The organism is Geodermatophilus arenarius (genome assembly GCF_042654585.1).
GTDB lineage: Bacteria > Actinomycetota > Actinomycetes > Mycobacteriales > Geodermatophilaceae > Geodermatophilus > Geodermatophilus arenarius.
Genome location: NZ_JBHSGR010000003.1, coordinates 13634 through 27816, shown reverse-complemented (window position 1 = coordinate 27816; position 14183 = coordinate 13634). Strand labels below are relative to the sequence as shown.

At 77.4% G+C, this 14183-nt stretch carries 16 protein-coding genes; 5 read left to right on the top strand and 11 right to left on the bottom strand.

Going from position 1 to position 14183, the window contains the following annotated elements; genetic code table 11:
* Window positions 1-29: 29 nt before the first annotated feature.
* The 3 genes from hisF to priA all read right to left on the bottom strand — a co-directional run bounded on the left by hisF (window position 30) and on the right by priA (window position 2021).
* Window positions 30-824: an imidazole glycerol phosphate synthase subunit HisF gene (gene hisF / locus ACFO3M_RS03940; RefSeq protein WP_387986619.1), complete on the bottom strand. Its 795-nt coding sequence runs from the start codon at window positions 822-824 to the stop codon at window positions 30-32.
* Between the two features lie 73 nt (window positions 825-897).
* Window positions 898-1290, bottom strand: a complete 393-nt coding sequence (locus ACFO3M_RS03935; protein ID WP_387986617.1) for a RidA family protein — start codon at window positions 1288-1290, stop codon at window positions 898-900.
* Window positions 1287-2021: a bifunctional 1-(5-phosphoribosyl)-5-((5-phosphoribosylamino)methylideneamino)imidazole-4-carboxamide isomerase/phosphoribosylanthranilate isomerase PriA gene (gene priA, locus ACFO3M_RS03930; protein ID WP_387986614.1), complete on the bottom strand. Its 735-nt coding sequence runs from the start codon at window positions 2019-2021 to the stop codon at window positions 1287-1289. The genes ACFO3M_RS03935 and priA overlap by 4 nt, the downstream gene beginning before the upstream one ends.
* A 58-nt stretch (window positions 2022-2079) precedes the next feature.
* Here priA and ACFO3M_RS03925 point away from each other — a divergent pair, with 58 nt between their 5' ends.
* Together ACFO3M_RS03925 and ACFO3M_RS03920 are read left to right on the top strand one after the other, a co-directional pair.
* On the top strand, window positions 2080-2679 hold the full coding sequence (locus ACFO3M_RS03925; protein ID WP_387986611.1) for a nitroreductase family protein: 600 nt from the start codon (window positions 2080-2082) through the stop codon (window positions 2677-2679).
* Window positions 2680-2718: 39 nt separating this feature from the next.
* Window positions 2719-3477, top strand: coding sequence for an SDR family NAD(P)-dependent oxidoreductase (locus ACFO3M_RS03920; RefSeq protein WP_387986609.1), 759 nt, complete (start codon window positions 2719-2721; stop codon window positions 3475-3477).
* A 6-nt stretch (window positions 3478-3483) separates the two neighbouring features.
* Here the strand turns inward: ACFO3M_RS03920 and ACFO3M_RS03915 are convergent, their stop codons facing one another.
* Window positions 3484-3885, bottom strand: a complete 402-nt coding sequence (locus ACFO3M_RS03915) for a VOC family protein (RefSeq protein ID WP_387986607.1) — start codon at window positions 3883-3885, stop codon at window positions 3484-3486.
* 106 nt (window positions 3886-3991) lie between these two features.
* On the opposite strand from ACFO3M_RS03915, the gene ACFO3M_RS03910 reads away from it, so the two are divergent.
* Window positions 3992-4936: a helix-turn-helix transcriptional regulator gene (locus ACFO3M_RS03910; protein ID WP_387986604.1), complete on the top strand. Its 945-nt coding sequence runs from the start codon at window positions 3992-3994 to the stop codon at window positions 4934-4936.
* Between the two features lie 69 nt (window positions 4937-5005).
* Here ACFO3M_RS03910 and ACFO3M_RS03905 read toward each other — a convergent pair whose 3' ends face one another.
* Window positions 5006-7321, bottom strand: coding sequence for a M28 family peptidase (locus tag ACFO3M_RS03905; protein WP_387986602.1), 2316 nt, complete (start codon window positions 7319-7321; stop codon window positions 5006-5008).
* 66 nt (window positions 7322-7387) lie between these two features.
* Between ACFO3M_RS03905 and ACFO3M_RS03900 the strand changes: the two genes are divergently transcribed.
* Window positions 7388-8428, top strand: coding sequence for a molybdopterin-dependent oxidoreductase (locus ACFO3M_RS03900; RefSeq protein ID WP_387986599.1), 1041 nt, complete (start codon window positions 7388-7390; stop codon window positions 8426-8428).
* A gap of 4 nt (window positions 8429-8432) precedes the next feature.
* Here ACFO3M_RS03900 and hisH read toward each other — a convergent pair whose 3' ends face one another.
* The 5 genes from hisH to hisD all read right to left on the bottom strand — a co-directional run bounded on the left by hisH (window position 8433) and on the right by hisD (window position 12397).
* Window positions 8433-9068 (bottom strand): imidazole glycerol phosphate synthase subunit HisH, encoded by a 636-nt coding sequence (hisH, locus tag ACFO3M_RS03895; protein ID WP_387986598.1) that lies wholly within the window; start codon window positions 9066-9068, stop codon window positions 8433-8435.
* Between the two features lie 127 nt (window positions 9069-9195).
* Window positions 9196-9372: a hypothetical protein gene (locus tag ACFO3M_RS03890; RefSeq protein WP_387986597.1), complete on the bottom strand. Its 177-nt coding sequence runs from the start codon at window positions 9370-9372 to the stop codon at window positions 9196-9198.
* A gap of 3 nt (window positions 9373-9375) precedes the next feature.
* On the bottom strand, window positions 9376-9972 hold the full coding sequence (hisB, locus tag ACFO3M_RS03885) for an imidazoleglycerol-phosphate dehydratase HisB (RefSeq protein ID WP_387986595.1): 597 nt from the start codon (window positions 9970-9972) through the stop codon (window positions 9376-9378).
* Between the two features lie 5 nt (window positions 9973-9977).
* On the bottom strand, window positions 9978-11096 hold the full coding sequence (locus ACFO3M_RS03880) for a histidinol-phosphate transaminase (RefSeq protein WP_387986593.1): 1119 nt from the start codon (window positions 11094-11096) through the stop codon (window positions 9978-9980).
* Entirely contained in the window at window positions 11093-12397 is a 1305-nt protein-coding gene (gene hisD / locus ACFO3M_RS03875) for a histidinol dehydrogenase (protein ID WP_387986592.1), read from the bottom strand. The genes ACFO3M_RS03880 and hisD overlap by 4 nt, the downstream gene beginning before the upstream one ends.
* Window positions 12398-12502: 105 nt before the next feature.
* Between hisD and ACFO3M_RS03870 the strand changes: the two genes are divergently transcribed.
* Window positions 12503-13339, top strand: a complete 837-nt coding sequence (locus ACFO3M_RS03870) for an LON peptidase substrate-binding domain-containing protein (protein WP_387986590.1) — start codon at window positions 12503-12505, stop codon at window positions 13337-13339.
* Window positions 13340-13465: 126 nt separating this feature from the next.
* On the opposite strand, the gene ACFO3M_RS03865 is transcribed toward ACFO3M_RS03870, so the two are convergent.
* Entirely contained in the window at window positions 13466-14134 is a 669-nt protein-coding gene (locus tag ACFO3M_RS03865; protein ID WP_387986588.1) for a hypothetical protein, read from the bottom strand.
* Window positions 14135-14183: the final 49 nt, after the last annotated feature.

Sequence of the window (14183 nt, the reverse complement as noted above, 5' to 3'; positions counted from 1 at the left end):
CCGCGGAGGTGCACGACGGCCGGGCGCGGTCAGCGCAGGGGCGTGTCCGCGGCGGTGCGCACCGGGACGCCGGCGCCGGCCAGCGCGGCCTTGACGTCGCCGATCCGCAGCGTGCCGAAGTGGAAGACGCTGGCCGCGAGCACCGCGTCGGCGCCGGCCTCGACCGCGGGCGGGAAGTGCTCGACCGCCCCGGCGCCGCCGCTGGCGACCACCGGGACGCTCACCTCGCGGCGGACGGCGCGGATCAGCTCGGTGTCGAAGCCGGCGCGGGTGCCGTCGGCGTCCATCGAGTTGAGCAGCACCTCCCCCACCCCGAGCTGCGCGGCCTGCACCACCCACTCGACGGCGTCCCGGCCGGTGCCGCGGCGCCCGCCGTGCGTGGTGATCTCGAAACCGGAGTCGGTGGCCGCGCCGTCGCGCACCCGGCGGGCGTCGAGGGAGAGCACGAGCACCTGGCTGCCGAAGCGGTCGGCGATCTCGCTGATCAGCTCGGGCCGGGCGACCGCGGCGGTGTTGACCGCGACCTTGTCCGCGCCGGCCCGCAGCAGCCGGTCGACGTCGTCGGGGCTGCGCACGCCCCCGCCGACGGTGAGCGGGATGAAGACGCTCTCGGCGGTGCGCCGGACGACGTCGTACGTGGTCTCCCGGTCGCCGGAGCTGGCGGTGATGTCGAGGAAGGTGAGCTCGTCGGCGCCCTCGGCGTCGTAGACGCGGGCCATCTCGACCGGGTCGCCGGCGTCGCGCAGGTCGACGAAGTTCACGCCCTTGACCACCCGGCCGGCGTCGACGTCCAGGCACGGGATCACGCGCACCGCGAGGCTCACGACGCCTCCTCGCTGGCGCTCGTCGGCGGCGTTCGCCCGGCTGCTCTGCTCGTGCGTGGTCTCGCGAGCTCGCTCACGTCCCCGCCCCCCGGACCGCGTCGGCCTCCACCTCGACCAGCATGTCGGGGTGCAGCAGCGAGGCCACGCCGATCATCGCGGTGGCCGGCCGGACCGCGCCGAAGACCTCGCCGTGCACGCGCCCGACCTCCTCCCAGCGGGAGGTGTCGGTGACGTACATGCGGGTGCGGACGACGTCGGCGGCGGTCAGGCCCGCCGACTCCAGCGCGGCGACGAGCACGCCGAACGCGACCCGGGCCTGCGCGCCCACGTCGCCGGGGTGGACGACCGCGCCGTCGACGGTGGCGGTGCAGCCGCTCACCCACGCCGAGTCCCCGGCGACGACGACCCGGCTGTAGCCGACGACGTCCTCCCAGGGCCCGCCGGAGCCGATCCGCCGCGCGGTCACGACGAGACCTCGCGGGTGACCGCCAGCGCCTCGGGCAGCGTGAACGCTCCGGCGTAGAGGGCCTTGCCGACGATCGCGCCCTCGACGCCGACCGCGGTCAGCCCGGCCAGCGCCCGGACGTCCTCGAGCGAGCTGACCCCGCCGGAGGCGACCACCGGCCGGGGCGTGGCGGCGCAGACCTCCCGCAGCAGGTCGAGGTTGGGGCCGCGCAGCGTGCCGTCCTTGGTGATGTCGGTGACCACGTAGCGGGCGCAGCCCTCGGCGTCGAGGCGGGCGAGGGTCTCGTAGAGCTCGCCGCCCTCGCGGGTCCAGCCGCGGGCGGCCAGCCGGGTGCCGCGGACGTCGAGGCCGACGGCGATGCGGTCGCCGTGCTCGGCGATGGCGCGGGCGCACCACTCGGGCGACTCCAGCGCCGCGGTGCCGAGGTTGACCCGGCGGCAGCCGGTGGCGAGGGCCGCGGCCAGCGACTCGTCGTCGCGGATCCCGCCGGACAGCTCCACGTCGACGTCGAGCTCGCCGACGACGCGGGCGAGCAGCTCGCGGTTGCTGCCGCGGCCGAAGGCGGCGTCGAGGTCGACCAGGTGCACCCACTCGGCGCCGTCGCGCTGCCACTGCAGGGCGGCGTCGAGGGGGTCGCCGTAGGAGGTCTCGCTGCCGGCCTCCCCCTGGACGAGTCGGACGGCCTGGCCGTCGGCGACGTCGACGGCGGGGAGCAGCTGGAGGGTGGGCACGCTCCCAGCCTAGGGACCGGCCCGCTGTGGCCTGACCCACCCGAGGCAGGCTGCGGGGGTGGAGTTCGCCGACGTCGTCCGCAGGCGCCGCATGGTGCGCGACTACGACCCCGACCGGCCGGTGCCGCCGGAGGTGCGCGAGCGGCTGCTGGAGCACGCGATCCGGGCGCCCTCGGCCGGGTTCACCCAGGGCTGGGCGTTCCTGGTGCTCGAGTCGGCCGCCGACCGCGACCTGTTCTGGTCGGTGACCGCCGGGGAGGGCGCGCCCGACGCGTGGCTGACCCGGATGCGGCGGGCGCCGCTGCTGGTGGTCCCGCTGTCGTCGAAGGCCGCCTACCTCGACCGCTACGCCGAGCCGGACAAGGGCTGGACCGATCGCGACGAGACCCGCTGGCCGGTGCCCTGGTGGGACGTCGACGCCGGGATGGCGGCGCTGATGATGCTGCTGACCGCCGTCGACGAGGGGCTCGGCGCCTGCCTGTTCGGCGTCCCGGCCGAGCGGGTGGACGCCGTCCGGGAGGCGTTCGGGATCCCCGGCACCCACCGGCCGGTCGGCGTCGTGTCGGTCGGCTACCCGGGCGGGGACGACCGGCGCTCGCCGTCGCTGCGGCGCGGCCGGCGGGGCGTGGACGAGGTCGTCCACCGGGGCCGGTGGTGACGCGGGCCGCCGGTGGCCGGGCTGGTTGACTGCCCGCTCGTGACCTCCTCCTCGCGCGCCGTCCTCGTCACCGGTGGCTCCCGCGGCATCGGCCGCGCGATCGCCCGCGCCTTCGCCGGGCGCGGGGACCGGGTGGCCGTCCACTGGGGCACGTCGAAGGAGCGCGCCGAGGCCGTGCTCGCCGAGCTGCCCGGGTCCGGCCACGCGCTGGTGCAGGCCGACATGACCGACGCCGAGGCCGTGGGCGCGATGGTCGACGCCGCCGCCGAAGCGCTGGGCGGGCTGGACGTGCTGGTCAACAACGCCGGCGTCTTCGTCGCCTCCCCGCCGCTGGAGTCGTCGTTCGAGCACTGGCAGGAGGTGTGGGAGCGGACGCTCGCGGTCAACCTGCTCGGCGCCGCGCACGCGACCTTCCGCGCCGTGCCGCACCTGCGGGCCGCCGGCGGCGGCGCGGTGGTCAACGTGTCCAGCCGCGGCGCCTTCCGCGGCGAGCCGCAGAACCCGGCCTACGGCGCCTCGAAGGCCGGGATGAACGCGTTCGCGCAGTCGATGGCGCTGGCGCTCGCGCCGCTGGGCATCTCGGTCACCGCGGTGGCGCCGGGCTTCGTGCAGACCGAGATGGCGCGCGAGGTGCTCGACGGCCCCGGTGGCGACGCCGTCCGCGCGCAGTCGCCGTTCGGCCGGGTCGCGCGCCCGGAGGAGGTGGCCTCGGCGGTGCTGTGGCTGGCGTCGCCGGAGGCGCGGTTCAGCACCGGGACGATCGTCGACGTCAACGGCGCGTCCTACCTGCGCAGCTGAGCCCGGTCAGCCGCCGTGCGCGGCGGCCCAGTGCGGGCTGGTGATGAGGCCGAGCAGGTTGCCGAACGGGTCGGCGACCACCGCGGTGGACCAGCCCTCGCCGCGGACGGTGGGCGGGGAGACGACGGTGGCGCCGGCGTCCTCGAGGCGCCGCAGCGCGGCGGGCAGGTCGTCGACGTGCCAGTGGACGACGACGCCGGCCGGCTGCCCGGCGGCCCAGGTGGCGTAGCGGGCGTCCATGATCCCGAGCTCGTCCTCGTCGTCGCCGATGCGGAACTCGACGTAGGCCGGCGGCCCCTCGACCGGCCGGGTGAAGTAGGGCCCGGTGCCGAGCACGCCGGCGTACCAGCGGACGGCGGCGGGGACGTCGTCGGCGAGCAGGGTCACGGTGGCCAGTCCTCGGAGCACGGGAGGGTCCCTCCGTCGGGCGGTCCGCCTGCTGCGTCCCGCTGGATCCCATGCTCCGCGGAGAAGTGCTCACCTCCTGAGCACTTTCCGCGGCATCCTCGGCGGCGTGCGCGCCGACCGGCTGGTGGCCCTCCTCCTGCTGCTCCAGGCCCGCGGCCGGGTCACCGCCGCGCAGGCCGCCGCCGAGCTGGAGGTGTCGGTCGCGACCGCCCGGCGCGACCTGGAGGCGCTGTCGGCCGCGGGCGTGCCGGTGTACCCGCAGGCCGGGCGGGGCGGCGGGTGGCAGCTGGTCGGCGGGGCGCGCACCGACCTGACCGGCCTGACCGGGCCCGAGGCGCGGGCGCTGTTCCTGCTGCTCGGCCCCGCCACCGCGGCCGGGCCGGACGCCCGGGGCGCGCTGCGCAAGCTGCTGCGGGCGCTGCCGGGGACCTTCCGCGCCGAGGCCGCGGCCGCCGCGGAGGCGGTCGTCGTCGACCCGTCCGGCTGGGGCGAGCAGGCCCGGGACCGGCCGGAGGTGGCGCTGCTGCTCGACGCCGTCGTCGCCCGGCGGGTGGTGGAGTTCGACTACGCCGGGCGCGGCGGCGCGCCCGGGCGGCGGCGGGCCGAGCCGTGGGGGCTCGTGGACAAGGACGGCACCTGGTACCTGGTGGCCGGCACCGCCGCCGGCCGGCGCACCTTCCGCGTCGACCGCATGGGGGCGCCGGCGGTGACCGGGGAGGGCTTCGAGCGGCCCGCCGGGCTCGACCTGCCCGGCGCGTGGGACGAGGTGGTCGGCGAGGTGGAGCGGCGCCGGTCGCCGGAGGCCGCGACGGTGGTGGTGCCCGCGCGGCTGGTGCCGGTGCTGCGCGACCGGTTCAGCCGGCACTGCGCCGTCGAGGGCGGCCCGGACGGCGACGGGCGCGTGCGGCTGCGGGTCGCGGCCCACACGGTGCGCGCGGTCGCCGAGCAGCTGGCCGGGTTCGGCGCCGCGGTGGAGGTGGTCGAGCCCGCCGCGGTGCGCGCGGAGCTGGCCGCGATCGGCGCGGAGCTGCTGGCCCGCCACGGCGGTTGAGCGCCCGGTGCCGACCTGCGGCTGCCCCGACCGCGCCGGGACGGCCACAGGTCGGCGTGCGGCGGCGGGTCAGCCGAGGTCCGTCGTCGCCCCCACGACCACGAGGTCGGAGCTGTGCGTGCCGGCCGCGTCCACGCCCGGCGGGCGGGGCTCGAAGCCGGGCAGGTCGTCCAGCCCGTCGCTGCCGTCGACCACCCGCAGCCGCAGCGGCCCGTCGCCGTCCACGGTGAACGTCGCCTCCACGCCCTGCGCGGGCGGCGCGTGGAAGGTGACCCACAGCCGGTCCTCCCCCAGCGCCTGCGCCGGGACGTCGCGCGCCTCCACGCGGGCGGCGGTGACCGTGCCGCCGTCGGCGGTCAGGTCCAGCACCACCAGCCGGACCTCGCGCTGCGGCGTGACCCGCACGGTGACCGTCCGTTGCCCGCCGGAGGAGCGGTCGTCGACGACCTCGACCCGCGACGTCGGCAGGCCCGCGACCTCCGCCGGCCCGGCCGCCACCGCCTCCCCGGCGAGGTACGGGTAGTCGTGCGGCAGCGTCCGCGGGGTGCCGACGTAGCGCGCCGTGTACTCCCCCGGGTCGTCCTCGGTGCTGGCCCACCACGCCTCGCCGGTGTCGGCCTCCAGGGCGTAGACCAGCCGGCTGGGCACCGGGTGCTGCGGGTCGAAGCGGTCCACGGCCAGCCCGACGGCGGTGAGCAGCACGGTCAGGACGACGGCGACCCCGGGCACGGCCGGCGTCCGGAGCCGCGCGCGGCCGGCCGGGAACAGCCCCTCCACCACCGGCAGCAGGGCCAGGGCGAGCACCGTCGCGACCGCCGCCGGCGCGGCCCCGCCGGCCAGGCCGAGCGCCGGGAGGAACAGCGCCACGGTCGGCGCGAGGACGACGACCGCGACCGCCCCGGCGACCAGCGCGCCGGCGGGCTGCGCGCGCCGAGGCAGCAGCCCGGTGAGCGCGCCGGCCAGTGCCGGCAGCGCGGCCAGGTACGACCCGCCGGGCGCCAGCGCCGCGAGGACTCCCGCGAGGACGGCGAGCAGGGTCAGCGCCCCGGTGCGCAGTGCCGCGGCGCCCAGGCGGCGGCGCAGCAGCGCGTACCAGGCGAGCACCACCACCGCGACGAGCGCGACCGCCGCCAGCCGGAACCAGCCCGGCTGCCACGGGTCGGTCATCGAGGCGTAGCCGGGCCGGATGAGCACCAGCAGCCGCCACAGCCCGGTCACCGCCAGCGGCGCCAGCACGAGCGGCAGCAGCGCCGCCGCCGTCCCGAGCAGCGTCCGCGGCACGGAGGAGCCGCGCCGGCGGTCCACCAGCGCCAGGACGACGACGCCGAGCACCGCCGCCCCCGCCAGCGGCCACACCAGCGCGCCCGGGTACCGCGCGAGCCCGGTAGGCAGCGGGAAGTAGGTGGCGTCGCCGTCGCCGGGGCGGGCGAGGCCGGTCAGGGCGGCGTCGCCGAGCTCCCGGGTGAGGGCGAGGGTGTTGTCGCCCAGAGCCTGCAGCGTCCGCCGGTCCAGCCGTTCGGGGGTGTCCTGCGGGGTGTGGTAGCCCGCGTTGCCGTCGATGAAGGCGGTGTTCAGGCCGGTGAAGTCGCCGTCGCCGAGCAGCACGCTGAAGTCGGTGTCGTTGGGCAGCGTCCGGTACACCTCGACGGCGAAGCTGCTGGCCACCGGGTGCGGCACCGCGGCGGCGTACCGCGCGGCCAGCCCGGCGTTGCCCGGCGACGTCTCGAACGTGATCGGCGGGCCGGTGGTGCCGCGGGCCTCGAGGTTGAGCACCACCCCGCCCTCGCTCGCCAGCGGGTGGCTGTCGGCGAACGCCTCGGCGCCGCACAGGCACGCCTCCTCGGCGTCGGTGATGACCACGACGACGTCGTTGCGCAGCGGCTCGCCCTCGCCGAGCGCGCGCACCGTCTCGAGGATCGCGGCCACGCCGGCGGCGTCGTCACTGGCTCCGGGGCCGGTCTCCACCGAGTCCGAGTGCGCGACGAGGAACAGCCGGCCGGTGCTGTCGGTGCCGGGCAGGACCGCGACGACGTTGCGCACCCGCGCCATCTCCGCCGCCCCGGGGCCGGCCTGCCGGGTGCCGACGGCGTTCTGCACGCGGGTGTCCAGGCCGAGGTCGGTGAGCGTGGCGACCAGCCCGTCGACGACGCGCTCGTGCGCCGGGCTGCCGGTGACGTGCACCTGCGCGGCGATCTCCTGCACGTGCGCGAAGGCCCGGCCGGCGCTGAACGACGCCGCCGGGGCGTCGGCGGGCGCGGGGGCCGGCGGCCGGAGCGCCAGCACGCTCCAGACGGTCAGCCCGGCCAGCAGCGCCAGGGTGACGAGCGGGCCGGCCAGCCCCCCGCGGCGCTCGGGTGCCGGGGCGGGCGTGCGCGACGCGGGCAAGCGGGGTCCTCCTCGACCGGGTGCCGGACCGGGTCACCCTAGGCGCGCGCGGAGGACACTCCGGGGATGCTGCGCGGTGCGCTCCCCGCTCGTGCCGGGCGCCGGACGAACCTCGGGCTGCTCGTGCTCCTGCTCGTGGCCGGCGGCACCGGGGTGCTCGCGTTCGGCGTCGGGACGCCGCTGCCCTCGCGGCTGGTGGCCGCCGCGCACGGGGCGGCGGGGCTCGGCCTGCTGCTGCTCGTGCCGTGGAAGGCCGTCGTCGTCCGCAGGTCGCGGGCGCGCACCCGTGGCCGGCGCGACCCGACGGCGGCGTGGGGCCTCGCGGTCCTCGTCGGGCTGACCGTCGTGACCGGCCTCCTGCACACCGTCGCGGGGCCCGGACTGGCCGTGGGCGGCGTGGCGCTGCTGCAGGTGCACGTCGCGACGGCGGTCGGCACCGCGGTGCTGCTGGCGGTGCACGCCGTGGGCAGCCGGCAGCGGCCGCGGCGCGGCGACGCCTCCCGCCGCGGGCTGCTGCGGGCCGGCGACCTGGCCGTCGCCGCGGCCGCGCTGTGGGGCGCGGTCGAGGGCGGCCTGCGGCTCACCGGGGCACCGGGCGCGCGCCGGCGCGGCACCGGCTCGCACGAGCGCGGCAGCGGCGACCCCGCGGCCATGCCGGTGACGCAGTGGTTCACCGACGCCGTCCCGGACGACGCCGGCGGGACCGTCGAGCTGGTCGCGGGCGGCCGCACGACCCGGCTGCGCGCCGCCGACCTCGACCGCGGCGACACGGTCACCGCCGTCCTCGACTGCACCGGCGGCTGGTACGCGACGCAGGAGTGGCGCGGCGTGCGGCTGGACCGGCTGCTGGCCGGCGCCGGGCTGCCGGAGGACGGCAGCGTCGACGTCGTGAGCGTGACCGGCTACCGGCGGCGGCTGCCGCTGGCCGACGCGGGCGCGCTGCTGCTGGCCACGCACTGCGCGGGCCGGCCGCTGTCGGCCGGGCACGGGGCGCCGGTGCGGCTGGTCGCGCCGGGCCGGCGCGGCTACTGGTGGGTGAAGTGGGTCCGCCGGGTGGAGGTGGTCGACGCGCCGTGGTGGCTGCAGCCGCCCTTCCCCCTGACGTGACGCGTCAGAGCGTGGCCAGCCAGTTGGTGAGCAGCTGGGCGCCGGCGTCGCCGCTCTTCTCCGGGTGGAACTGCGTCGCCGACAGCGCGGCGTTCTCCACGCCGGCGACGAACCGGTCGCCGTGCTCGGCCCAGGTCACCTTCGGCGGCGCCAGCCGCGACGGCGGGCCGTCCTGGCCGAGGGTGAACTCGCGGACGCCGTAGGAGTGCACGAAGTAGAACCGCTCGTCGGCCAGGCCGTCGAACAGCACGCTGCCCTCGGGCACCTCAACCCGGTTCCAGCCCATGTGCGGCAGGACGGGCGCCTCCAGCTGCTCGACCGTGCCGGGCCACTCACCGCACCCCTCGGCGTCGTGGCCGTGCTCGACCCCGCGCTCGAACAGGACCTGCATACCGACGCAGATGCCCAGCACCGGCCGGCCGCCGGCCAGCCGCCGGCCGATGGTGCGCGGCCCGTCGACGGCGCGCAGCTCCCGCATGCAGTGGGCGAACGCGCCCACTCCCGGCACGACGAGCCCGTCGGCCTCGAGGGCGGCGTCGCGGTCGGCGGTCACGGTCACGTCGGCGCCGACGCGGGCCAGCGCCCGCTCGGCCGAGCGCAGGTTGCCGGACCCGTAGTCGAGGACGACCACCTTCTTCACGTCTGCCACGGTACGTGGCAGCGCCGCGGTCCCCGCCGGGATTCCCGCCCGGTCCCGGGGCGCCCGCTCGAGCACCGCGGCCACCGCCGGTCGGCGAGGACCGGCCCGGGGAGGCGGTCCCGGTCGCTCAGACGAGCCTCAGGATCCCCGACGCGGTGGCCAGCAGCGCCGCCACCAGCAGGACGACCGCGATCAGGACCTGCGGGCCCGTGCGGCCCCTCGTGTCGTGGTCCGCCTTCCACATGCTCCACGCCCCGCCCAGCAGGAACCCGCCGAGGACGACGAGGACGACGCCGAACTCCATCCGTTACAGCGCGCCCTTGGTGGAGGGGACGTCGGCGACTTGCGGGTCGATCGCGACGGCGGCGCGCAGGGCCCGGGCGAGCGCCTTGAACTGGCCCTCGACGATGTGGTGGGCGTCGCGGCCGGCGTAGAGCACCCGCACGTGCAGGGTGATCCGCGCGTTGAAGGCGAAGGACTCGAGGACGTGCTTGGTCAGCGACGTCGGGTAGTCCGGCCCGATCATCGGCGTCATGGTCTCGGGCTCGGCGTGCACGAAGTACGGCCGGCCGGACAGGTCGACCGCCGCCTGCACGAGCACCTCGTCCATGGGGATCGTGGCGTCGCCGTAGCGGGTGATGCCCTTCTTGTCCCCGAGCGCCTCGCCGAACGCCCGGCCGAGCGCGATGGCGACGTCCTCCACCGTGTGGTGGGCGTCGATGTGCAGGTCGCCGTCGGCCTGCACGGTGAGGTCGATGCCGCTGTGCCGGGACAGCGCGGTGAGCATGTGGTCGTAGAAGCCGACGCCGGTGCTGATCGAGCTCTTTCCGGTGCCGTCGAGGTCCAGCTCGACGACCAGCTTGGTCTCGCTGGTGGCGCGCTCCACGCGGGCGGTACGGCTCATGGGTCTCAGTCTCCCAGGCGGTGGTCGGGGGCCACCTCACCCAGCGCGGTGAGGAAGGCGTCGGTCTCCGCCGGGGTGCCGGCGGTGACCCGCAGCCAGCCGGGGATGCCGACGTCGCGGACGAGGACGTCGCGGTCGAGCAGCGCCTGCCAGGCGGCGTGCGCGTCGGCGAACCGGCCGAACAGGACGAAGTTGGCGTCGCTGGGCACGCTGGTCAGCCCCAGCGACGGCAGGGTGGCGACGATCCGGTCGCGCTGGGCCTTGACCGCGTCGACGGTGGCCAGCAGCGCGTCGGTGTGCGCCAGCGCGGCCCGCGCGGCGGCCTGGGTCAGCGAGGACAGGTGGTAGGGCAGCCGCACCAGCTGCAGCGCGTCGACGACGGCGGGGTCGGCGGCGAGGTAGCCCAGCCGCAGGCCGGCCATGCCGAACGCCTTGCTCATCGTGCGGCTGACCACCAGCCGCGGGCGGCCGGGCAGCAGGCTCAGCGCCGACGGCGTGCCCGTGCGGGCGAACTCCTCGTACGCCTCGTCCACCACGACCATGCCCTCGGTGGCGTCGTGGAGCTGCTCGACCGTCTCCAGCGCGACCGCCGTCCCGGTGGGGTTGTTCGGGCTGGTCACGAAGACGACGTCGGGCCGGACCTCGCGCACCTGGGCGGCGGCCTGCGCGGCGTCGATGGTGAAGTCCTCGCGGCGGTGCCCGTCGACCCACGCCGTCCCGGTGCCGGCGGAGATGATCGGGTGCATCGAGTAGGACGGGGTGAAGCCCAGCGCCGTCCGCCCGGCGCCGCCGAAGGCCTGCAGCAGCTGCTGCAGGACCTCGTTGGAGCCGTTGGCCGCCCACACCTGCGCGGGCTCGACCCGCTCCCCGCCGCGGCTGAGGTAGGCGGCGAGGTCGGTGCGCAGCGCGACGGCGTCCCGGTCGGGGTAGCGGTTGAGCTCCAGCGCCGCGTGCCCGAGCGCCTCGCCGAGCGTGGCCAGCAGCTCCGCGGGCAGCGGGTGCGGGTTCTCGTTGGTGTTGAGCCGGTGGGTGACCTGCAGCTGCGGGGCGCCGTAGGGCGTGCGCCCGCGCAGCTCCGGCCGCAGCGGGAGCTCGTCGATCGACGTCCTCGGGGTGGCCGTCACGGCTTCTGCCGCACCCGGACCGCGGCCGCGTGCGCGGGCAGGTCCTCGGCGTGGGCGAGGGCGTCGACGTGCCCGGCCACCTCGGCCAGCGCCTGCTCGTCGTACTCGACGACGTGGATGCCGCGCAGGAACGACTGCACCGACAGGCCGCTGGAGTGCCGGGCGCAGCCGCCGGTGGGCAGCACGTGGTTGGAGCCGGCGATGTAGTCGCCCAGCGACACCGGCGACCAGGCGCCGACGAACACCGCGCCGGCGTTGCGCACCCGCAGCGCCACGTCGCGGGCGTCGCGGGTCTGGATCTCCAGGTGCTCGGCGGCGTAGGCGTCGACCACCGCCAGGCCGGCGTCGAGGTCGTCGACCAGCACGATCCCCGACTGGCTGCCGTCCAGCGCCGTGAGGATGCGGTCGGAGTGCTTGGTGGCCGCGACCTGGCCGGGGACGAGGTCGAGGACGGCGTCGGCCAGCTCCTCGCTCGTGGTGACCAGCACCGCGCCGGCCAGCGGGTCGTGCTCGGCCTGGCTGATCAGGTCCGCGGCGACGTGCACCGGGTCGGCGGTGTCGTCGGCGAGGATCGCGACCTCGGTGGGGCCGGCCTCGGAGTCGATGCCGATCAGCCCGCGCAGCAGCCGCTTGGCGGCGGTCACGTAGACGTTGCCGGGGCCGGTGACCACGTCCACCGGCTCGCACGAGCCCGCGCCGTAGCCGAACACCGCGATCGCCTGCGCGCCGCCGACGGCGTAGACCTCGGTCACGCCGAGCAGCGCGCACGCGGCCAGCACGCCCGGGTCGGGCAGGCCGCCGTGGTCGCGCTGCGGCGGGGAGGCGACGGCGATCGACGCGACGCCGGCGATCTGCGCCGGGACGACGTTCATCACCACGCTGGACAGCAGCGGCGCCAGCCCGCCGGGGACGTAGAGGCCGACGCGGCGCACCGGCACCCAGCGCTCGGTGACCGTGCCGCCGCGGACCACCTGGGTGGTGACGTCGGTGCGCGCCTGGTCGGCGTGCACCCTCCGCACCCGGGCGATGGCCTCCTCGAGCGCGGCCCGCACGTCGGGGGCCAGCCCGTCGAGCGCGCCCTGGATCGCGTCGGCCGGGACGGCGAAGTCCTCGAGGTCGACGCCGTCGAGGCGGGCGGTGATCTCGCGGACCGCCTGGGCGCCGCGGACGCGGACGTCCTCGCACAGCGGCCGGACGGTGGCCAGCACGGAGTCGATGTCGGTGGCGGCGCGCGGCAGCAGGCCGGCCAGGTCACGGACCCCCGGCAGCGCGGATCCACGCAGGTCGATGCGGGCGAGCACGGGAGGCCTCCGGAACCAGGCGAGGGACGACCTCCCAGCGTAGTCGGGGTCCGGCCGCCCGCCGTCACGGCGCCGGGGGCCAGGGGCGCCCGTAGGCTCGCCGGTGTGGGCGACCTCATCCCGCTGTTCCCGCTCGGGTCGCCGCTGTTCCCCGGGATCGTGCTGCCGCTGCAGGTCTTCGAGCCCCGCTACCGGGCGCTGGTGCGGGACCTGCTGGCGCAGCCGGAGGACGGCGACGGCCGGTTCTTCGGGGTGGTCGCGATCCGGCAGGGCTGGGAGGTCGAGCGGGTCGCCCCCGCCCAGGCGCTCTACGACGTCGGCTGCACCGCGCACCTGCAGACCGTGCGACCGCAGCCCGACGGCGGGTTCCGCCTCACCACCGTCGGCGGCGACCGGTTCCGGCTGCTCGACGTCCTGGTCGGCGGGGACGACGAGGACGAGGACGGCACGCCCTACCTGCGCGCCGAGGTCGAGTGGCTGGCCGAGGAGGAGGCCGCCGAGGAGGCGGCCGGTGACCAGGAGGTGGGGTCCTCCCCGCCCGGCGGGGGCCCGGACGAGGGGCTGGTGGCCGAGGTGGCCCGCGGGTCGCTCGACGTGCTGGAGCGCGGGGTGGGCTCGCTGTTCACCCGCTACGTGAGCGCCGTGGCGAGCCTGCAGACCGGCGGCGCGGAGACCGCCGTGGCCGGCGACGCGCAGGACCTCGAGGGCACCGACGCGCTCCTCGACGTCGTCGACGGGGACGCCCGCGCGCTGTCCTACCTGGTGGCCTCGGCGGCGCTGCTGACCACCGAGGACCGGCAGGCGCTCCTGGCCGAGTCGGCGACCCGGCGGCGGCTGGTGGCCGAGACGCGGATGCTGCGCCGGGAGCTGACCCTGCTCCGGACGGTGGGGGCGGTCCCGGCGCCGCTGCAGCAGTTCGCCGGCCCGACCAGCCTCAACTAGGCGGAGGACCCCCTACCCCCGTGGAGGACCTCCCTGCCCCCCACCGCTCGCAAGCTCGCGGCGGGACCCTGCAGGAAGGCCGGTGGAGGCTCGCGGCGGGACCCTGCGGGGGGCCGTCCCAGGACGTCACCCCCGGCCGAGGTCGTCGCGGGCGGCGAACAGCGCCGCGACCACGTAGACCAGCAGCGCGGCGAACGGGGCCACCGCCAGCGCCGGCGGGCTGGACAGCTCCAGCCCGGTGGTCACCCGGGTGCCGACGTCGCCGAGCTGGGCCGGCGTCGGCCCGGGCGCGAGCAGCTCCCCCAGCTGCCAGGCGAGGACCCCGGCCAGCGCGGTGCCGAGCGCGGTGCCCACCACGGTGGCCACGCCCCGCCGGCGGCGCATCCCCCAGGCGATCCCGCCGGCGAGCAGGCCGAGGCCGGCGAGGACGAGCACCAGCACCGAGTCGTCGGCGACCAGCAGCTCCGCCGACGGGCGCCCGACCGGCACCGCCCCGCCCTCGACCACCTCGAACCGGGCCCGCGGCGCCAGCCAGACCCACAGCAGGCCGGCCGGGACACCCGCGAGCGCGACGAGCGCCGCCCACAGCGCCGCCCCCCGCAGGTCCCGCCGCAGCTCCGCCAGCAGCGCGGCACCGGCCGGCCGGGCGGGCGGCACCGCGGCCGGGACGGCACCGGGGGCGACGTCCCCGGCGCCGGAGGCGGCGTTCCCGGCGCCGGGAGCGGTGCCCGCGGCGCCGACCACCGAGGCGGGCGGGGCGTACGGGCTGTCGGGGAGCGGAGACGGGCTGCTCACGACCCCCAGTGAACCCCGCGGAGCGGACGGCCCGCTCCCGGGCGTGCCG